This is a genomic window from Sulfurimonas sp., from assembly GCF_029027585.1.
GTDB lineage: Bacteria > Campylobacterota > Campylobacteria > Campylobacterales > Sulfurimonadaceae > Sulfurimonas.
The window spans coordinates 1571173-1588856 of the sequence record NZ_CP093397.1 but is presented as its reverse complement, the minus strand read 5'-3'; the positions used below and the strand labels follow the sequence as shown (position 1 = coordinate 1588856).

20 protein-coding genes and 1 pseudogene are annotated in these 17684 nt (G+C 32.4%); 8 read left to right on the top strand and 13 right to left on the bottom strand.

Going from position 1 to position 17684, the window contains the following annotated elements; all coding sequences use genetic code 11:
• Positions 1-23: 23 nt before the first annotated feature.
• Positions 24-626: a hypothetical protein gene (locus MOV50_RS08330; RefSeq protein ID WP_321777447.1), complete on the top strand. Its 603-nt coding sequence runs from the start codon at positions 24-26 to the stop codon at positions 624-626.
• Between the two features lie 29 nt (positions 627-655).
• Here the strand turns inward: MOV50_RS08330 and MOV50_RS08325 are convergent, their stop codons facing one another.
• The 6 genes from MOV50_RS08325 to MOV50_RS08300 are packed head-to-tail and all read right to left on the bottom strand — an operon-like array spanning position 656 to position 6948.
• The gene (locus MOV50_RS08325; RefSeq protein WP_321777446.1) at positions 656-1513 is read right to left on the bottom strand and encodes a damage-control phosphatase ARMT1 family protein; all 858 of its coding nucleotides are present in this window, start codon (positions 1511-1513) and stop codon (positions 656-658) included.
• Between the two features lie 3 nt (positions 1514-1516).
• Positions 1517-1987, bottom strand: coding sequence for a DUF3972 domain-containing protein (locus tag MOV50_RS08320; RefSeq protein WP_321777445.1), 471 nt, complete (start codon positions 1985-1987; stop codon positions 1517-1519).
• Positions 1988-2014: 27 nt separating this feature from the next.
• Entirely contained in the window at positions 2015-2512 is a 498-nt protein-coding gene (gene purE, locus MOV50_RS08315; protein ID WP_321777444.1) for a 5-(carboxyamino)imidazole ribonucleotide mutase, read from the bottom strand.
• Between the two features lie 27 nt (positions 2513-2539).
• Positions 2540-4933 carry an EAL domain-containing protein gene (locus tag MOV50_RS08310; RefSeq protein ID WP_321777443.1) on the bottom strand — a complete coding sequence of 798 codons (2394 nt, stop codon included), beginning with the start codon at positions 4931-4933 and terminating at the stop codon, positions 2540-2542.
• Positions 4934-4939: 6 nt separating this feature from the next.
• Complete coding sequence (locus tag MOV50_RS08305; RefSeq protein ID WP_321777442.1) at positions 4940-6235, bottom strand: U32 family peptidase; 1296 nt, start codon at positions 6233-6235, stop codon at positions 4940-4942.
• Positions 6235-6948: a chemotaxis protein gene (locus MOV50_RS08300; RefSeq protein WP_321777441.1), complete on the bottom strand. Its 714-nt coding sequence runs from the start codon at positions 6946-6948 to the stop codon at positions 6235-6237. The genes MOV50_RS08305 and MOV50_RS08300 overlap by 1 nt, the downstream gene beginning before the upstream one ends.
• Before the next feature lie 67 nt (positions 6949-7015).
• Here MOV50_RS08300 and MOV50_RS08295 point away from each other — a divergent pair, with 67 nt between their 5' ends.
• Positions 7016-7795 (top strand): histidinol-phosphatase, encoded by a 780-nt coding sequence (locus tag MOV50_RS08295; RefSeq protein WP_321777440.1) that lies wholly within the window; start codon positions 7016-7018, stop codon positions 7793-7795.
• 2 nt (positions 7796-7797) lie between these two features.
• Here the strand turns inward: MOV50_RS08295 and MOV50_RS08290 are convergent, their stop codons facing one another.
• Both MOV50_RS08290 and MOV50_RS08285 read right to left on the bottom strand, forming a co-directional pair.
• Positions 7798-8094 (bottom strand): hypothetical protein, encoded by a 297-nt coding sequence (locus MOV50_RS08290; RefSeq protein ID WP_321777439.1) that lies wholly within the window; start codon positions 8092-8094, stop codon positions 7798-7800.
• Entirely contained in the window at positions 8072-8356 is a 285-nt protein-coding gene (locus tag MOV50_RS08285; protein ID WP_321777438.1) for a hypothetical protein, read from the bottom strand. The genes MOV50_RS08290 and MOV50_RS08285 overlap by 23 nt, the downstream gene beginning before the upstream one ends.
• Positions 8357-8515: 159 nt before the next feature.
• Here MOV50_RS08285 and trxA point away from each other — a divergent pair, with 159 nt between their 5' ends.
• The 6 genes and pseudogenes from trxA to MOV50_RS08255 all read left to right on the top strand — a co-directional run bounded on the left by trxA (position 8516) and on the right by MOV50_RS08255 (position 13806).
• Positions 8516-8836: a thioredoxin gene (gene trxA, locus MOV50_RS08280; RefSeq protein WP_321777437.1), complete on the top strand. Its 321-nt coding sequence runs from the start codon at positions 8516-8518 to the stop codon at positions 8834-8836.
• 18 nt (positions 8837-8854) lie between these two features.
• Entirely contained in the window at positions 8855-9343 is a 489-nt protein-coding gene (locus MOV50_RS08275) for a hypothetical protein (protein WP_321777436.1), read from the top strand.
• A gap of 170 nt (positions 9344-9513) precedes the next feature.
• Positions 9514-10455, top strand: a complete 942-nt coding sequence (locus MOV50_RS08270) for an NAD(P)/FAD-dependent oxidoreductase (RefSeq protein WP_321779653.1) — start codon at positions 9514-9516, stop codon at positions 10453-10455.
• 10 nt (positions 10456-10465) lie between these two features.
• A pseudogene (gene dapB / locus MOV50_RS08265) lies at positions 10466-11231 on the top strand (4-hydroxy-tetrahydrodipicolinate reductase).
• Between the two features lie 168 nt (positions 11232-11399).
• Positions 11400-12755, top strand: a complete 1356-nt coding sequence (purF, locus tag MOV50_RS08260; RefSeq protein WP_321777435.1) for an amidophosphoribosyltransferase — start codon at positions 11400-11402, stop codon at positions 12753-12755.
• Between the two features lie 91 nt (positions 12756-12846).
• A complete protein-coding gene (locus MOV50_RS08255) occupies positions 12847-13806 on the top strand; it encodes a TIGR01212 family radical SAM protein (protein ID WP_321779652.1) in 960 nt (319 codons plus the stop codon).
• Positions 13807-13814: 8 nt separating this feature from the next.
• On the opposite strand, the gene MOV50_RS08250 is transcribed toward MOV50_RS08255, so the two are convergent.
• From MOV50_RS08250 to MOV50_RS08230, 5 genes are read right to left on the bottom strand one after another with little or no spacing between them, the layout of a single operon-like run.
• Positions 13815-14360, bottom strand: a complete 546-nt coding sequence (locus MOV50_RS08250) for a DUF2393 family protein (RefSeq protein WP_321777434.1) — start codon at positions 14358-14360, stop codon at positions 13815-13817.
• Positions 14357-14869, bottom strand: a complete 513-nt coding sequence (locus MOV50_RS08245; RefSeq protein WP_321777433.1) for a DUF2393 family protein — start codon at positions 14867-14869, stop codon at positions 14357-14359. Before MOV50_RS08245 ends, MOV50_RS08250 begins: the two co-directional genes overlap by 4 nt.
• A 16-nt stretch (positions 14870-14885) precedes the next feature.
• Positions 14886-15572 (bottom strand): bifunctional phosphoribosyl-AMP cyclohydrolase/phosphoribosyl-ATP diphosphatase HisIE, encoded by a 687-nt coding sequence (gene hisIE / locus MOV50_RS08240; RefSeq protein ID WP_321777432.1) that lies wholly within the window; start codon positions 15570-15572, stop codon positions 14886-14888.
• A complete protein-coding gene (locus MOV50_RS08235; RefSeq protein WP_321779651.1) occupies positions 15572-16657 on the bottom strand; it encodes a prohibitin family protein in 1086 nt (361 codons plus the stop codon). The genes hisIE and MOV50_RS08235 overlap by 1 nt, the downstream gene beginning before the upstream one ends.
• A gap of 30 nt (positions 16658-16687) precedes the next feature.
• A complete protein-coding gene (locus tag MOV50_RS08230) occupies positions 16688-17608 on the bottom strand; it encodes a branched-chain amino acid transaminase (protein ID WP_321777431.1) in 921 nt (306 codons plus the stop codon).
• Positions 17609-17684: the final 76 nt, after the last annotated feature.

The window sequence follows — 17684 nt, the reverse complement described above, 5'->3', positions numbered from 1 at the left end:
TAAATAATAATAAGTGAGTAAGAATGACTTTAAAATATGTAGGTCCTAAGCCAATTATTTCATGCACAGGTATAGAGTTAGATAAAAACAAAGAAGACAAATTTGTTTATCTAAGTATTGTCGTGGAACTTACCAAAGCACTTGATCATTCTTATATTGAAGATAAATCATATATATATGAAGAGGGTCGGGAGCCAACACTTAGTGAAATCATACAAACATTAGAGAAGTATTGCCCTAACTTTAATGAAATGTTAGAAAAAACAAATCATAATGTGCAAGAAGAAATAGATCACAATCTACAAAGAGCACATGAGAGTAAGACATTAAAGAGTATAGAAAAAGAAGTTCTTTTAAATAATATTAACATGATGCACGATTACATGATACAGCGTTCAATTAATAAGAGAGTTTATTATTGTGCAATGAGTGCTTTAGCTGATATTGTCAAAAAAGATCATATTAGCTATATAAAAGTACCCTTTACAGAAAAATTTATGCATGTTTTACACTCTTTACAAGGAACATTAGGCAAAGAGAACCATCCTATTGATACAAAACTAGAGATTTTTAAAAAAGATGACAACCTATTTATTAAACTAAAAGTTGTTACTTTAAGCAATTAAAATATCTTAAGACTTATGCCTAAAGTTATTTACACTACTTTACAAACTATATCGCCAACATTTTTGCCTAAAGATTTTGCTACCACTTCACATTTAACTTTAAGCAAAAAACATATATTTTTTCTATGAGAGGGACTCATACATTCATAATTTCCCATACCCTTACTTATAACTAAATCAACACTATCAAAAAGTTTTTTTGAATAGTCATTTGCTCTATTATAAGTAAATCCCGGGGTATTAACACCACTATCAACTAACTCACAAAGTTCATCAAAACCAGCCTCTTTTGCTTCTTTCATCGTCACATCATTTATGATTGGATTTCCTCTAACCATGTAAGAGTAGGAAGCATCTGGATATAACTCTTTTAATGTTTGTATAAAAATATAATCAAAAATATGCTCACCTACATTATCGCCAATGATTAAAACACTCTTAGCCTTTGTGAGTTGATACTTCATAAGTTCAAAATCATCATGTGCAAATTCTGTATGAAAAACTTTAGAGAGTTCTTCTTCTAAGTCAAACTCAACAGCAGCGGCTAAGTCTATAACATTTCCTGCAACTGCTGTTTTTGTAGCTGTTAAAAGTTTATTGCTAGATGCAAATATTTTATCATTAACTAGAGGAACAAATGAAAGAGCTTTTTTAGTAGATAGTTCTTTTACCTCATCATAAAGGTCTGTCTTGTTTGCTATCTCTGCCATTTTTTCATACACATAAGAAGCGATTTCAGGGGGATTATCTTCATATGAGAAATTAGAACTCATCTCTTGTATAGTTGAAATCATTTCATCTTTAAGAGAGGTTGATGCGTTTATAGCATCTGCAACTTTAGCGCTCTGGTTTATTATACAAGCAACGCAAGCTTCATCGATAGTCATATATTATGTAGTGTGTTCATCAATGGCTTTGTTCCACATAAGCTTATATTTTCTACGCATAAATTCAACTTCTTGTTGAGAGAGTTTTAACTGCTCTGTTAGTGTTGCAATTGTTTTTCTATCTTCATCATAAAGTTCTTGAAGTGAACCTAGTGCTTCTCTTAAAAACTCATTTTCAACTTTTACAGCTTCAATGGTTTCATCTTTAGCATCTAGAACTTTTTCATGAAGGTTAATGATAGTTCCTATTGTTTTTTCAACAAATTCAGGTTGAACTATCATCTCATGAGTATTTTTAGCAGAGAGTTCTTTAAGTTGTGCGGGAACAACTTCTCCTGCACCTTTAGAAGGGTCAATCATTCTAACACCATCTTCAACTTTTACACTCAATTTTCCTCGTTCGCATAAGTCATCAATAGCACTAATGTCTAAACCAGTTAACTCGCTATACTCTTCATCACTCATCCACTGCATCAAAACTTCCTTTTATCAAGAATTTATTTAAGATATAATAGTTTCTATTTCTAGAGAATCAACTTCAACTTTTTTAGCTTTTGCAATTCTGTCTTCTTTGAGTTTTACAGACAACTCATCATTATTTAGAGCAAATATTTGCATCGCTAAATAAGCTGAGTTTATTGCGCCTGCTTTTCCTATGGCAACAGTAGCAACTGGCATACCAGCTGGCATCTGAACAGTTGAAAGTAACGCATCTATACCACCAAGAGCCGATGCACTCATAGGAACACCAATGATTGGCTTAACAGTTTTAGATGAAAGCACACCTGCTAAGTGAGCAGCCATTCCAGCAGCTGCAATAAACACTTGAGCACCTTTAGCCTCAGCAGTTTTTACATACTCAGCTGTACGCTCTGGTGAACGATGAGCTGAAGATATAATCATTTCATAATTAACACCAAATGCTTCAAGTGTGTCTGAGCACGATTTCATTACTTCAAAGTCACTCTTAGAACCCATTATTATTGATACAAATTTCATATTTTTCCTATTATTCTATTTTTAAAATTATATCATTTTATTTTGTAACTTATCTTCCATCTCTTTAGATGCGATAGGTCTAGAATAAAAATAACCTTGAATGCAAGAGCAACCATTTTGTACTAAAAAATCTTTTTGTTCTTTTGTTTCAACACCTTCTGCTATTGTTTTTAGATTTAGTGAGGATGCAAGTGCTATAACTGCTTTTGTTATTGCTGCATCTTCTTCATCTTGAGGTAAATCTCGTATAAATGATTGGTCTATTTTTAGTTTATCTATTGGTAATTTTTTTAGATATGCTAAAGATGAATAACCTGTTCCAAAATCATCTACGGCTAACTCTATTCCAAGTTCAGATATTTGGTTCAAAATTTTGATGGCTTCTTCAGGATTAGTCATAATCTGACCTTCGGTTACTTCAAACTCTAGCCATTGTGATTTACAATCTGTTTCTATCATCATAGTTTTTAAAAAATCTATAAAATCTTTTTGTTGGAGTTGTTTCATAGCGAGGTTTAATGCTAATCTTCCTGGATTTAGACCTTGTTTATACCAAGTAGCTATTTGATTCATCGCCTGTTTCATTACTAATCTATCTAACTCTACTATAAGTCCTGTTGATTCTGCTAATGGTATAAACTTTATAGGACTTACTATACCCATTGTTTCGTGTTTCCATCTAACAAGTGCTTCCATTCCTACTAACTTATTGGTATGTGCATCTATTTGTGGTTGATAATAAACCACAAACTCTTCATTTTTTAAAGCTGCTCTTAAACTCGCTTCCATTACAACTCTCTCAAATGCCAACTCCGTCATCTCTGCTGAGTAAAACTGAAAATTATTTCGACCTTCTGCCTTTGCTTTGTACATTGCAGAGTCTGCATATTTTAAAAGATTTTGAGCGGTATTTCCATCATCTGGAAAAAGACTAATACCTATACTACTTGATACATATAGTTCATTATCATCTACAAACATTGGTTTAGATAAAGAATCTATAATCTTTTGAGCAAGTTTAGATGCATCTTGACCTAGTTTTAAATCATCTATGATAACAGTAAATTCATCTCCACCTAAACGGGCTAAGGTATCTTCTTTTCTTATGGTTTTTTCAAGTCTTAAAGTAACTTCTTTTAAAACTTCATCTCCTGCCTTATGACCTAAAGAATCATTTATCTCTTTAAAATGGTCTAGGTCTATAAAAAAGAGTGCCATTATAGAGTTAGCTCTGTTTGCTTTTTCTATGGCTTGTTCTAACCTATCATGAAATAGAAGTCTATTTGGAAGTCCTGTTAGTGCATCATGATTTGCTTGATACTCCAAAGCTTTTGCTATTTTCTTTTGCTCTGTTACATTTCTTATAATTTCCATCTTACTTGTTGTACCATCTGAATTCTTAATAGATGTAGCAACAATATCAAAAGATTCTCCACTCTCAGTCGTTGGTTCATAAATAACCTTATGATTATCATATACCACCTCTTTAAGTTTACAGTAAGCACAAGGCTTATCTAAACCAGCAACAGCTGAATAGCAAATTTTACCTTTTTGATTACCAAACCACTCTATCATAGTGTTGTTCATGAAACGAACGCTAAAATCATCATTAACAACAAAGATTCCTATCTCTATTTTATCAATAGCATCCATGTATTGTTTTAGATTATGGTTTGTATCTGCTAACTCTTTTTCAGCTGACTTTTTATCTGTTATATTTTTAACATAGCTTATTATTCCAATTGGGTTTAATTCTTCATCTTCTAGTAGTGCAAGTGATAAATCAACATCTATAATATTTTGTGATTTTGTTTTTAACTTTGTTTCCCAAGAGTATTTTTTCGTATCTTTAACTTTTTTTATACTTACATAATGTTTGTTATAATCTTGTTCTTGATACAAGAAGGTAATATGTTTACCTATAATTTCACTTGCTTTATATTCTAATAAATCTTGTGCACCTTCATTCCAATTTACAATAATTCCATTTAAGTCAGTTGAAACTATACAATCATGAATTTGCTCAATTATCTTAGCTTGTTGAGCATTTTTTAACTCTAACACTTTTCTTTTTGTTATATCAACCATCGTCCAAAGAACTTCATCTCTTTCTTCTATTAAGTCTCCAGAGATATGAGCCCAAAAAGTAGTTCCATCTTTGCGTTTAAACTTATGGTCAATTCCAACAGGTTTACCATTAAGAACAAAGATAAAAGCTTCTCTACCAAAATCTTTATAAGCTTGTTTAGAAGTATGAAAAATCGCTGCGGTTAGTTTTACTAACTCTCCACCTTCATACCCAAACATCTCATTTAATCTGTTATTTACAAATAAATTATTACGCTTTTTATCAACAACTAAAATCCCAATATGAGGACTATCTAAGAAGTGTTCTAGTAATTGAGTTTTATAATTACTCATATTAGTTTAGTTCTTTTTTGGGTTTGTGCCCATTTGTGCATCTGAAGGTATTCTAAGAAATGTATATGCTGGCATGGAGGTTGGAAGAGTTATAGGATTTACATTTCCACTATGAACCTCATCCCAAATCTTTTTGTTTTGTGCTAAGAGTTGTTTTAGTTTTAAGTAGCTTTTTCCATCTCGCTCATAAGTCGAGCCTATTTCATTATCAACAAACTCTATTTCAGTTCCAAGTGGAGCAACTATTTCCATCTCATCATTTGGTAGAGTTTTGTACTTACATAAGAAGTGAGTTCCCTCTTCATTTACTACACCACTCACTTGATGTGTTCCTAACTGTATAGAAAAGTCTAAACTTTGTGTATCATTTTTTTCAAAAGGACGAGAAATCAAGTAAGCATCTGTATATCCACGATTTTGTAGAGATTGAAGTTCATATTGATACTTTGTATCATCAAATTTTTCATCATAGTAATCGTTAAGTGCCATTCTATAGGCTTTTGCAGTAACACCTGCATAGTAAGCTGTTTTTGTACGACCTTCTATCTTTATAGAATCTACAACTCCACTATCTAGAATCTCTTTCATATGAGAAGCAAGATTTAAATCTTTTGCATTCATTACATATGTCCCGACACCTTCATCTTCTTCAAGTCTAAACAAAGTTCCTGTTTCAGGATTTGCCGCATAGATCTCATATGGAAATCTACAATCATTTGCGCAACTTCCACGATTTGGAACTCTACCACTTTGTAAGGTTGAGATAAGACAGCGTCCGCTATATGCAAAACACATGCTTCCATGAACAAATATTTCTAATTCTAAATCAGGGAGTTCTTTTTTAATCGCGATTAAATCTTTTAAAGATATCTCTCTAGCTGTAATAATACGAACAGCGCCCATATCATAAAATATTTTAGCATCTAAGACATTCATAACATTTGCTTGAGTTGATAGATGCAAAGGAATTTGTGGGGCTAAATCATTACATAATTTCAAGACTCCCGGAGTTGCAACTATGAAAGCATCTGGTTTTAATTCTGCCATTTTTAAAATATGTTTTTTTAAAAGTGAAAGTTGAGAGTTAAAAGGAAAACCGTTGATAGTAACATATACTTTTTTACCACGAGCGTGAGCATAGTCTATGCCTTCTTTAAACTCCTCCATACTAAACTCTTTACCACTTCGTATGCGAAGAGAAAAGTGACTAACGCCACCATAAACAGCATCTGCACCAAAGTCTAGTGCGATTTTTAACTTCTCTAGCGTTCCCGCTGGAGATAATAGTTCTACTTTTTGCATTATTGTCCAAACTGTGCTAAAAGTGCCTCTATATCATCTGTTGAAGCTACATCATTATTTTCATCACCAACTATATGTTTTGCAGATGAAACTCTTTTATCATCATCAACTTTACCTTCAAACAGAGTATTCATATATTTAGCAAGTGCACGCATTACATTAATAACTCGTTCAATTTTTTGACGATGAATATCTTGATACTGCATAATATCCATAACACTCATAATAGCATCTCCGCTATTTTGAAGTGTTTCTAAGCCATCACTAGAATCTACTAAAGCCGATTCATTTTTTTCTAGCTGTGTTTTAAAAGCTTCAACATCAGGAAATTTTTCACTTAAAGTTTTAAATAGTTCAACATTTGAAGTTAATACTTCAATAACTCTATTTGCATTTTCTTCTTTATCCATCAAGTCATTACTAATTTTTTCAATAATGTCAAAAATTTCACTTGCTTTTTCTTCACTCTCTTTTGTTACATCATCTAGCTGATGTACCATCTTATTTTCATCAGTTGCTGGAAGTGGCCAGTGATGAGAGGTGTCTTCATTATATCCCGATGGCATACCCCCGTCCGTTTCATCTTCTATGTTTTTTATATCTTCAGAAATTTCATCAGAACTTACTTCATCAGTATCTCCAAGCTCATCATCAAGCTCCTCAATATCGTCAATTTCCCCATTCATCATAGCATCTAATTCTTCTTGAGTCATTATAATTCCCTAGTCAAATTTATTTATTGTCACTATAATAGCATAAAAATCTAGTAAGAGGCATAAGATGAAAGCTGATTTACACAACCATACCACACTTTGTAATCATGCAGAGGGTGGAATTTCTCAATACATAGAACAAGCTATCAAATGCAAAACAAAATATTTTGGATTTAGTGATCATGCTCCAATGGATTTTGATAAAAAATATCGCATGAGTTTTTCAGATATGCAAGATTATGAAAATTCTGTTTTACAAAATAAAGAAAAATATAAAGATAAAATAGAAATTCTTTTAGCCTATGAAGTTGACTATCTCAAAGGGCATATAGATAAACGAGTTCTAGATGCTGATGTTGATTATCTTATAGGCTCAGTTCATTTTATAGATGAGTGGGGATTTGATAATCCTGAGTTTATAGGAAACTATGAAAAACAAAATATAGATGAAATTTGGCAAAAATATTTTGACACAATAGAAGAGATGGCAAATTGTAAACTTTTTGATATTGTAGGGCATTTAGACTTGATAAAAGTGTTTAAATATATGCCAAAAAAAGATATAACTCTCATAGCAAAAAATGCACTAAAAGCTATAAAAAAAGCAGATATGGTTATAGAGTTAAATGTTGCGGGATATAGAAAACCTGTAAAAGAAGCCTACCCTTCGCCATCACTTTTAAAAGAGATTTTTAAAATGGATATACCTATAAGTTTTGCCTCAGATGCTCATAAACCAGAACAAGTTGGACTTTTTAATGATGAGATAGTAAAAATGGCAAAAAGTGTTGGTTACACAAAATGTGCCATTTTTAGAAAAAGAAAAAGAGAGATGATTAGTTTTTAATTTTACTTATCAAAGGGAACAACTCGTCCAACCATAGCTTCTAAACTTCTTAATTCATCATCATTATGGTTTTGCATCTCTGTAGTATTATAAATCTTATCTTTTGTAATCCAAATCATGTTGTGATGAGTAGCTTTTAAATTTTTTGTTTTTGAATGTGCTCCAACTTCAGTATGCCCATAACAAGTACAAAAATATGTTTTAGAATCTTTTACAAGAGTAAATGTTCCTGTTCCACGAATTCCTGCCGTCATATTTGGGGTTACTATACCGTGATTACCTTTGCCAAAAACAGCCATAACTCCACCATTTATTACATTTAAGATTTTTTTTTGAGCCTAAGGTATCAAGTTTAAATTTTGTATTGCTTTTTGCAAAAAAAACATCTTTTCCTACATTAAATTTTACTTTTGAATTTGCTTTTACTTCAATAGTATCGCCATATTTAATTTTTGTATTTTTATTTACAGCCACACCATTTACTAAAACATCTCCACTACCTGTTATTCCTTGAGCTTGAAGTAACCCAACTAGACTTATAAAAAATAAAAACTTCTTCATTTGCACCCTTCTTTCAGTAAATTTATATAAAAATAAGTATAACATAAATCTATGAAAAACAACTATTTATGAAGTAATTAGCTTAGCTTAAGCTCTAAAGGGATTTTTAATGATTGCATCTGTATAATGTCTTATATTAATTATTAAAAGGAAATTGTAATGGGCAAATATTTAGAACTAACTGGTGCAGATTTTGAAGCAACTTTAAGCGAAGGCGTATCTCTAGTAGACTTTTGGGCACCATGGTGTGGACCTTGTCGTATGATCGCTCCTGTTATTGAGGAATTAGCTGAAGATTTTAATGGAAAAGCTAAAATCTGTAAGGTAAATACTGATGAAGAGCAAGATATAGCTGTTAAATTTGGTATCCGTTCTATCCCAACTATCATGTTTTTCAAAAATGGTGAAATGGTAGATCAAGTTGTTGGAGCACAATCTAAAGCTGCTTTAGCAGAAAAAATAAACGCTCTTTTAGCGTAATATTAAAAAGCTTATATAGTGGCAAAGAGAGGAGGTAAAAGCCTCTTTTCACTCTCTACACTTCTAGCTTCATTCTTTGGCTCTGCTATGATAGCAGCAGCCTTTGCTTACTTCAACTACAAATTTGCAGAATACAAGTTTATTGATTTTAATAAATGGATTTTTTATGAAAAAAAAGCCATCTTTAAACCAAGTGCTGAAAAATATATAGTTGTTTTTTATAGTTCTAGAGCTACAAATACAGCAGAAATGTTAGCCAATACTAATTTAAACCTTCCAATCTTAGCTATTGACTACTACAATAAAAGTTTTAAAAACTCCAAAAATACAACTTTTTTAAGAAGTGGAACAAAAAATTCTCTCTCATTTATACAGAGATTTAACATATACGAATCCCCTTGCATCTTTTTTATTAAAAAATCAAAAGATACTCTTTATAAACAAGATAGTATGATTCGTAAACTAGATAATTTAAAAGAGTTATCTAAAACAGTTGATTCATTATAATTCTAGCTCTTTAGAGCTTAGCTTTAGTGACCACAGCGGTCAAAGCGGAAGAAAGGGACTTGTTCCTTTATGGGAATAATAAATATAATGATTCGTAAACTAGATAATTTAAAAGAATTGTCTAAGCAAGTAAAAACTTTATAATACAAAAGGAATCATTGATGTCAAATATTTTAGATTGTGCAATTATTGGTGGAGGACCGGCTGGTCTTACTGCTGGTTTATATACAACTCGTGGTGGTTTAGAGAATGTAACTATGTTTGAAAAAGGTATGCCTGGTGGGCAAATCATGAACTCTTCTGAAATAGAAAATTATCCTGGAGTTACTGGTGAAATCACAGGAATGGATTTAATGATGCCATGGCCTGAGCAATGTCAAAAATTTGGTTTAAAGCATGAAATGATAAATGTTACTCGCGTTAGTAAAGATGGAGATATTTTTACTATTCATCAAGAAGGTGGAGCAACAACCAAAGCTCATTCAGTTATCATCGGAACGGGTTCATCTCCTCGTCGTGCAGGTTTTGCTGGTGAAGATGAATTTTTTGGTCGAGGAGTAAGCACTTGTGCTACTTGTGATGGATTTTTCTACAAAGGAAAAGAAGTTGCAGTTATTGGTGGTGGAGATACAGCTTTAGAAGAAGCTCTTTACCTTGCAAAAATCTGCTCAAAAGTTTATTTGATTCACAGAAGAGATGAATTTCGCTCAGCTCCAAACACTGTAAATAGACTTAAAAATACCAAAAACATAGAGCTTGTTTTAAACTCAGTTCCTGATGAAGTTTATGGCGATAAAATGGGTGTTACTGGCATACGAGTTAAAAACAACAATGGAGAACTTCGTGACATTGATGTTCCAGGAGTTTTTACTTTTGTAGGAAATGATGTAAACAACCAAGCACTTATACAAGAAGATGGCAGTTTTTTATGTGATATGAATAAGCAAGGTCAAGTAATAGTAGATATTTCTATGGCGACTTCAACAGCTGGACTTTATGCAACTGGCGACATGCGTATAGCTGCTCCAAAACAAGTTGTAAGTGCTGCTGGAGATGGTTCTGTCGCTGCTCTTCAAGTCATCTCTTTCGTTGATGAAAAACTAAACGGCTAAAAGGTAAATTATGATTAAAGTTGGTGTATTTGGTGCAAATGGTAGAGTTGGACAACTGATAATTGATGATTTAAGAAATACACAAGATATAAGTTTAAGTAGTGTATTTGTAAGAAATGAGTTAAATTTTTCTATTGATCCATCTGTTTTAGTATCTACAAATATAAATTCATTTTTAGACGCTTGTGACATAGTTATAGATTTTTCTCTTCCTGAGGCTTGTGAAGCACTTTTAGAAGCAGCTATAAAAAATCCTAAACCTTTAGTCATCGGTACAACTGGTTTAAACACGCACCAACTAAATCTTTTAAAACAAACAAGTGAACTTATGCCGATTTTATATGCTACAAATATGTCTTTAGGGTAGCTTTACTAAACAAGCTAGTTTTTCAAGCATCAGCTGCTCTAAAAGATTTTGATATAGAAATAGTAGAGATGCATCATAAACATAAAAAAGATGCACCTAGTGGAACTGCCCTAACTCTTGGTGAATCTGCTGCAAATGGACGAGGACTTGACTTAGATAAAGTTCGCATCAGCGGTAGAGATGGAAATATCGGAGAAAGAACTAAAGATGAAATCTCTGTTATGGCTCTTCGTGGGGAGATATTGTAGGTCGTCACACTGTTGGTTTTTACAATGATGGAGAATTTATAGAGTTAAATCATACCGCAACTTCAAGAAACACTTTTTCTAAAGGTGCTATTCGCGCAGGAGCTTGGTTAGCTGATAAACAAGCTGGACTTTACTCAATAAGCGATTGTTTAGAACTGTAATTATTACATATTATAATGAGCAAAGCCCATTATAATAGAAGGGACATACTGTCCCTACAACCCCCTAAAGCTACAAAAAATAAGTTTTTTGAGATTAATTATAAAAACTTTAGGACAAATTTAGTATAATTCGATTAATTATTTATTACTGATTAACAAGGAAAACCATTGAGCGAAGATGTTAACGAAAAATGTGCGGTTGTAGGAATTTTTGGACATGAAGAAGCTTCTAAACTAGCCTATTTTTCACTTCATGCACTCCAACATCGTGGTCAAGAAGCCGCAGGTATAAGTGCTTCAGATGGACAAAAACTTCGTACCATTAAAAAGCGTGGTTTAGTTATGCGTGTTTTTGATGAAGCTAAGTTAAAAACTCTAAGTGGTTCTAGTGCGATTGGTCATACTCGTTATTCAACTGCTGGCGATGACTCTATACTAGATGCTCAACCGGTATTTGCCAGATATGACTTAGGTGAGATGGCAATAGTTCATAACGGTAACCTCACAAACGCAGAAGAAGTTAGAAATAACCTTATAAAAAAAGGTGCGATATTTCAAACCTTTATGGATACAGAAAATCTTATACATCTAATCGCTAAAAGTGAAGAAGACAAACTAACCCCTAGAATTATAGATGCTGTTCAAAGAATTGAAGGTGCTTTTTCTTTAGTTTTTTTAAGTAGAACAAAAATGTTTGCTATGCGTGACCGTTTTGGATTTCGTCCGCTTAGTCTTGGACGATTACCAAATGGTGGCTACATTGTAGCTAGTGAAACCTGTGCTTTTGACCTTGTAAGTGCTGAATTTGTAAGAGATGTAGAACCAGGTGAACTTCTTATTTTTAAAGAAGGGCGAGAACCTAAAAGTATAAAAATCTTTGAACCAACTCCAAAACATTGTATTTTTGAGTATGTATATTTTGCTAGACCTGACTCTTTAGTTTATGGTCAGTCAGTTTATAAAACAAGAAAAAATATGGGAAGAGAACTCGCGAAAATAGAACCTGTTGAAGCAGACTTAGTTGTTCCTGTTCCTGATGGAGGGGTTCCTTCTGCTATTGGTTATGCACAAGAAAGTGGTATCCCTTATGAAATGGGGATAATGAGAAACCATTATATTGGTCGTACTTTTATAGAACCAACTCAAGAGATGCGTGACTTAAAAGTTAAAATGAAACTCTCTCCAATGACAGATATTATAAAAGGTAAAAGAGTTATAGTTGTTGATGATTCTATTGTTCGTGGAACTACTTCAAGAAGAATTATAAGGATGCTAAAAGAAGCTGGTGCGAGTGAGGTTCACATGCGTGTATCTTCCCCTCCAACTACTGACCCTTGTTACTATGGTGTAGATACTCCAAACAAAGATAAACTCATAGCTGCAAATATGTCACTAGATGAAATTTGTAAGTATATAGAAGCAGACTCTTTAGCTTATTTAGACGAAGCATCTCTACTTAGAAGTGTAAATAGTAAACAGGACAACTACTGTACCGCTTGTTTTACAGGGAAGTATATAGTTTGATGAAACTATCTAGTTTCGTTTTTTGTCGTAGGCAAAGCTTTAGTGAGAGGAATTTTTTAGGATTTTGCATCCTAAAAAAGAAGAATTAAAAATGGAGCAGATATACACTTATGGCAACTATCTAAAAAATAAATTCGCCTGTAAAGTTTACAAAGTTGGTATAAACATTTCTGGCTTTACTTGCCCAAATATAGATGGAACAGTTGCAAAAGGTGGTTGTACTTTTTGTGAAAATGACTCTTTTTCAGCAAGTACAAATCAAATACAAGAGCTTAAAGGTTTTCATCTAAACCTAAATTCTAAAGAAAATCCTTTTTTACAAAAGCAACTTGAACAACTAGAGATTCAGTTTAACTCCATTAGTAAAAGACAAAAAAATGAGTACGGAGCAGAAAAGTTTTTAGTATATTTTCAATCTTTTACAAATACTTATGCTCCCTTTGAAACTCTAAAAGCCCTTTATGATAAAGCTCTTTCATTTCCTAATGTTGTTGGTCTTAGCATCGGAACTCGTTCTGATTCTATTACAGATAAAACTCTTGATTATCTATGTGAATTAAACAAAGAGAAAGAGATTTGGATAGAATTTGGCATACAGTCTGTCTATGATGAAACTCTTGCTAAAATAAATCGCGGTCATGATAGTGCAAATGTTAAAAAATGGATTTTAAAGTCTAAAGCAAAAGGTCTAAATGTTTGTGGGCATCTTATATTTGGACTTCCTAATGAAACTCAAGAGATGATGCTAGAAACTTCTAAACAAGCCTATGAATGGGGTATTGATTCTGTTAAATATCATCCATTATATGTAGTGAAAAAAACAGCTCTTGCAAATGATTTTTTAAAAGGTAAATTTAAACCGATTACAGAGGAAGAGTATCTCGATACTTTAGTAAAATCAATTTTAATTAAACCTAAAAATGTTTCTGTTCAAAGAGTTACAGCAGGTATAAACGACTCTTCACTTCTATCTCCTGATTGGTGTAGAGATAAAAATAAACAAGTTAAAAATATTAACAAAGCATTAAAACCACTAAGATTAAAATACTAAGTATTTTACTAGTGTCCATAAACCTTAGCAAAATGAGAAACACTTCTAAAGTAAGGTGGCCAATCAAAGTAAACTCTAAAAGATTTTGCTTGTCCTGGTTTTAGATTTCTAGCGACAACAAACTCTTTTGTAATTGATTGAGGTTTATACAAAATATTTGAACCGCCTTTAAAAAAATCTAAAAAACCACTTGCTTTAAAGTAAGATCCACCTTTTACATTACCTGTCACATGACCTTTATTTACAAGTTTTATCTCAAAAGTTACTTCACCTATTTCATGGTTACCTTCATTTTTAACTATGCCAGTATAAACAACTTTTTCTATACTTAGCAGTCTTTTATTTTTCATTTTATACAGTTTAGGAAGTTTTGTATATTTATCAACAACAACAATAGAAAAACCTAAAAGTAAGACACTTATAAGTGAAACAGAAATTATCATAGGAAATATAAGTTTTTTATTTTCTTGTTTTATTGATGTGTATAAACCTCCTGCAAAAATAAAAAGTATCACAGCTATAACAATAAAGTGCCAGTAATTAAGTGTTGTCATTTACACTTTGCTCCTAATAAAATATGGTATTTTTTTGAGTAGGTAAAAGGTTCTAAAAACATTTTAAACTCTCTTGTTTGACCTACTTCTATATCTTGAAGTATAATCGACATTTTTTTAAATGATTTAAATGAATATATAAAACTTTTGAGTTTATTTTTACTTACTTTATATGCTTTAGCGGTAATTCTACAAGTTTTAAAATAGCGCTTTGAGTCATTTGTTATAGTTGCATTTATAACAACTGCTTTTGTAAAAGTAAGCTTTTTTTCACTAACTAGTTCAATAGAATTTTTAAATAAAAACTCATGCATCTTCACATAACCGATTGTTGGAAAACCAAAAAGGATAACAAAAGAAAGGAGTATAAAAAAGATTGCTAAAAATGTTTTTTTTCTAAGCACAATACCCAATATTATAAATAATATAAAGAGTATAAAAGCACCGCCAAAAAGAATATAATCGTATGTTATAAGCTCATTTATAAAGGCGGTTATTTTTTCTTTCACTATAATTCTTTCCTACTTAGTTTTCTCTAGAATTTTTTTCAGCTATTCCACTCATGTTAAATCTTCTTGCTAACTCTTGTTTAATTCTATCTGGGGATATATTTTTTACAGCAAGAGCAACCAACATATGGTAAGTCAAATCTGCCGCTTCATAAATCATCTCAGCTTCATCATCATCTTTGTATGCAAAACTAAACTCACCAGCTTCTTCTACAACTTTTTTCAAAATTGTATTGTCACCTTTACTGATTAATTTTGCTGTCCATGAAGTTGTTGGATCCGCAAGTTTTCTCTCTTGTATAGTATGATATAGTGTATCTATAACTCCATAAAGAGCCTCTGAGCTAACTTCTACATCAGCTGTTACATCTCCACTTTCTAGTTCTGTGAAAAAGCATGAACGCCTGCCTGTATGACAAGCTACTCCTTCTTGCGTTACTTTTAAAAGAAGAGTATCATTATCACAGTCTATATGAAAAGAGTGTATTTTTTGAATATGTCCACTGCTCTCACCTTTTTTCCAGATGCGCTGTTTACTTCTTGAGAAGTAATGCGCTATTTTTGTAGTAAGGGAGAGTTCTAGTGCTTCTTTATTCATATAAGCCATCATCAAAACTTCACTATTTTTTTCATCTTGAATGATAACTGGCAAAAGTTCAGACTTTTGCCAATCTACTCTATTTAAGATAGCATCTACACTCATTAACGCGCCGTAGTTCTCTGTTTAGCATTTTTCATATCAACCCAAATATTTGGAGTTGAACCACCAGGAGTTAAGAAGATTTTTGCATCTTTATTATCTCTAAGAGCATCGTTAAACTTACCTTGAACTTTCATCTGCTCTAACTGTAAAAGTTTAGTTGTTAATGATTTTGAAATCAATATATTTGCTTTTGCTTTTGCATCTGCTTGAATCGTTACAGCATCTGCTATACCTTGTGCTTCGATTCTTTTCTTTTGAGCTATACCTTCAGCTTCTGCAGCACGCTTCAATGCTTCTTGTTTTACACGCTGAACATCTTGTTCTGCTTTTTGCACAGCTTGTTTTGCTATTTGAACCGCTTCTATTTGTTCTTTTACTTTAGTAGGTAAAACAATCTCACGAAGTTGAACTGATTGTAAGTCTGCTGGAGAATTTTTAAGTCCACTAACACTATTACGGATTCCTGTTTCAATCTCATCAGCTATAGTATTTCTTTTTTGTGGAAGCGATTCCGCATCGTACTTACCAACAACATTACGAACTACATCTCTTACAACAGGATTAATAATTTTATCTTCCCAAGAAAAGCCCCAGTTAGAGATAGTCTGTGCTGCAAACTGAGAGTTAAGTCTATACTGAACAGTAAGCTCAATAGAAACAGGAAGACCACGCTTATCAAGAACTGTAATAGCTGGTTTAGATCCTATTCCAGATTGACCACCTGTTGCTTCAATACGAGAAGCATAGTTAATAATACGAACTTTTGTATCTACAATATATACTCTTTGAATAACAGGAATGATAAAATGAAGTCCCGGTAGAAGTGCTTGGTCTTGATACTTACCATTTGTACTTAAAATACCGCGTTGTCCCTCTTCAACAATAGTAAAAGGTTTTGCTAAAACTAACATGATAATAACAGCAACAATAAAATAAACTATCCCCGCTTTACCTCCACCAAAATTTAAATCAATTTTTGGTATTTGTGGACCACTGCCACCACCTGAACCACCGCTAGATTTTTTTCCAAATCCACCACTCTCGCTCTTTTTTTTGTTAAAATAATCATTCATATCTGATGCCATTAAAATATTCTCCTCTTTCATTTTTATTTCCTAATCTATATATGTTAAGTAATGTTCGTATTTTTTATTACGCCCAAAAACTATATCAAAATATGTACTCTGAATTTTTTCAGTCATTTTTCCACGAGAACCACAGCCAATATCTCTAGCATCTACATTTGCTACTGGAGTTATTTCTGCTGCTGTTCCTGTTAAAAATGCTTCATCTGCAACATAAACCTCTTCTCTTGTTATTCTTCTACGAGTTACTTTTATACCAAAATCTTCAGCCATTTCTATAACCATTTTTTGAGTTATAGATGCTAAAGAGTTATCATTTGGAGGAGTAATTAATTCTCCATTTTTAACCATAAAAAAACAAGCTCCACTCGCTTCTGCTACATAACCTTGGTCATCTAAAAGAAGTGCTTCATCATATCCACAATCAATAGCTTCAAATTTAGCCATTTGAGAGTTTAAATAGTTAGCAGATGCTTTCGCTTTACCCATATTTGAAGTATTGGCTGGGCGTGTCATAGATGCTATTTTAAGCCTAATTCCATTTTTAAGCCCATCTTCACCAAGATAAGCACCCCATTCCCAAGCTGACATAACAGTTTCAACAGGAGCATCTTTATGATAAACACCCATAACTCCATAGCCTAAAAATGCAAAAGGTCTAATGTAAACATTATCTCCTTCAAACTCATTCTTTTTAATTAACTCTATTTGAACTTTATTCATCTCCTCAACTGTATAAGGAATATCAATAAGAGTCATTTTTGCTGATTCTTTTAATCTTGTAGTATGCTCATTTAAACGAAAAATTGCATACCCTTTTTCAGTTTTGTAAGCTTTAGTACCTTCTATTACACCATTTCCATAGTGTAGCGTGTGGGAGAGTACATGTATTTTAGCATCTTCCCAAGCTACAAATTCTCCATTCATCCAAATATATTTGGCTGCATCCATTAAAATCTCCAATTAAGCGTTGCTTTATAAATTATTGCTATTTTATCCAAATTGATGTTTATTATTTATTAACAAT

What these genes read in the sequence shown, in the direction of transcription:
- MOV50_RS08250 (WP_321777434.1), bottom strand. Translation starts at nt 14,360, where the DNA reads ATGACAACACTTAATTACTGGCACTTTATTGTTATAGCTGTGATACTT.
- purE (WP_321777444.1), bottom strand. Translation starts at nt 2,512, where the DNA reads ATGAAATTTGTATCAATAATAATGGGTTCTAAGAGTGACTTTGAAGTA.
- MOV50_RS08230 (WP_321777431.1), bottom strand. Translation starts at nt 17,608, where the DNA reads ATGGATGCAGCCAAATATATTTGGATGAATGGAGAATTTGTAGCTTGG.
- MOV50_RS08255 (WP_321779652.1), top strand. Translation starts at nt 12,847, where the DNA reads ATGGAGCAGATATACACTTATGGCAACTATCTAAAAAATAAATTCGCC.
- MOV50_RS08290 (WP_321777439.1), bottom strand. Translation starts at nt 8,094, where the DNA reads ATGGCTGTTTTTGGCAAAGGTAATCACGGTATAGTAACCCCAAATATG.
- hisIE (WP_321777432.1), bottom strand. Translation starts at nt 15,572, where the DNA reads ATGAGTGTAGATGCTATCTTAAATAGAGTAGATTGGCAAAAGTCTGAA.
- MOV50_RS08285 (WP_321777438.1), bottom strand. Translation starts at nt 8,356, where the DNA reads ATGAAGAAGTTTTTATTTTTTATAAGTCTAGTTGGGTTACTTCAAGCT.
- trxA (WP_321777437.1), top strand. Translation starts at nt 8,516, where the DNA reads ATGGGCAAATATTTAGAACTAACTGGTGCAGATTTTGAAGCAACTTTA.
- MOV50_RS08295 (WP_321777440.1), top strand. Translation starts at nt 7,016, where the DNA reads ATGAAAGCTGATTTACACAACCATACCACACTTTGTAATCATGCAGAG.
- MOV50_RS08330 (WP_321777447.1), top strand. Translation starts at nt 24, where the DNA reads ATGACTTTAAAATATGTAGGTCCTAAGCCAATTATTTCATGCACAGGT.
- MOV50_RS08320 (WP_321777445.1), bottom strand. Translation starts at nt 1,987, where the DNA reads ATGCAGTGGATGAGTGATGAAGAGTATAGCGAGTTAACTGGTTTAGAC.
- MOV50_RS08300 (WP_321777441.1), bottom strand. Translation starts at nt 6,948, where the DNA reads ATGACTCAAGAAGAATTAGATGCTATGATGAATGGGGAAATTGACGAT.
- MOV50_RS08310 (WP_321777443.1), bottom strand. Translation starts at nt 4,933, where the DNA reads ATGAGTAATTATAAAACTCAATTACTAGAACACTTCTTAGATAGTCCT.
- MOV50_RS08325 (WP_321777446.1), bottom strand. Translation starts at nt 1,513, where the DNA reads ATGACTATCGATGAAGCTTGCGTTGCTTGTATAATAAACCAGAGCGCT.
- MOV50_RS08305 (WP_321777442.1), bottom strand. Translation starts at nt 6,235, where the DNA reads ATGCAAAAAGTAGAACTATTATCTCCAGCGGGAACGCTAGAGAAGTTA.
- MOV50_RS08235 (WP_321779651.1), bottom strand. Translation starts at nt 16,657, where the DNA reads ATGGCATCAGATATGAATGATTATTTTAACAAAAAAAAGAGCGAGAGT.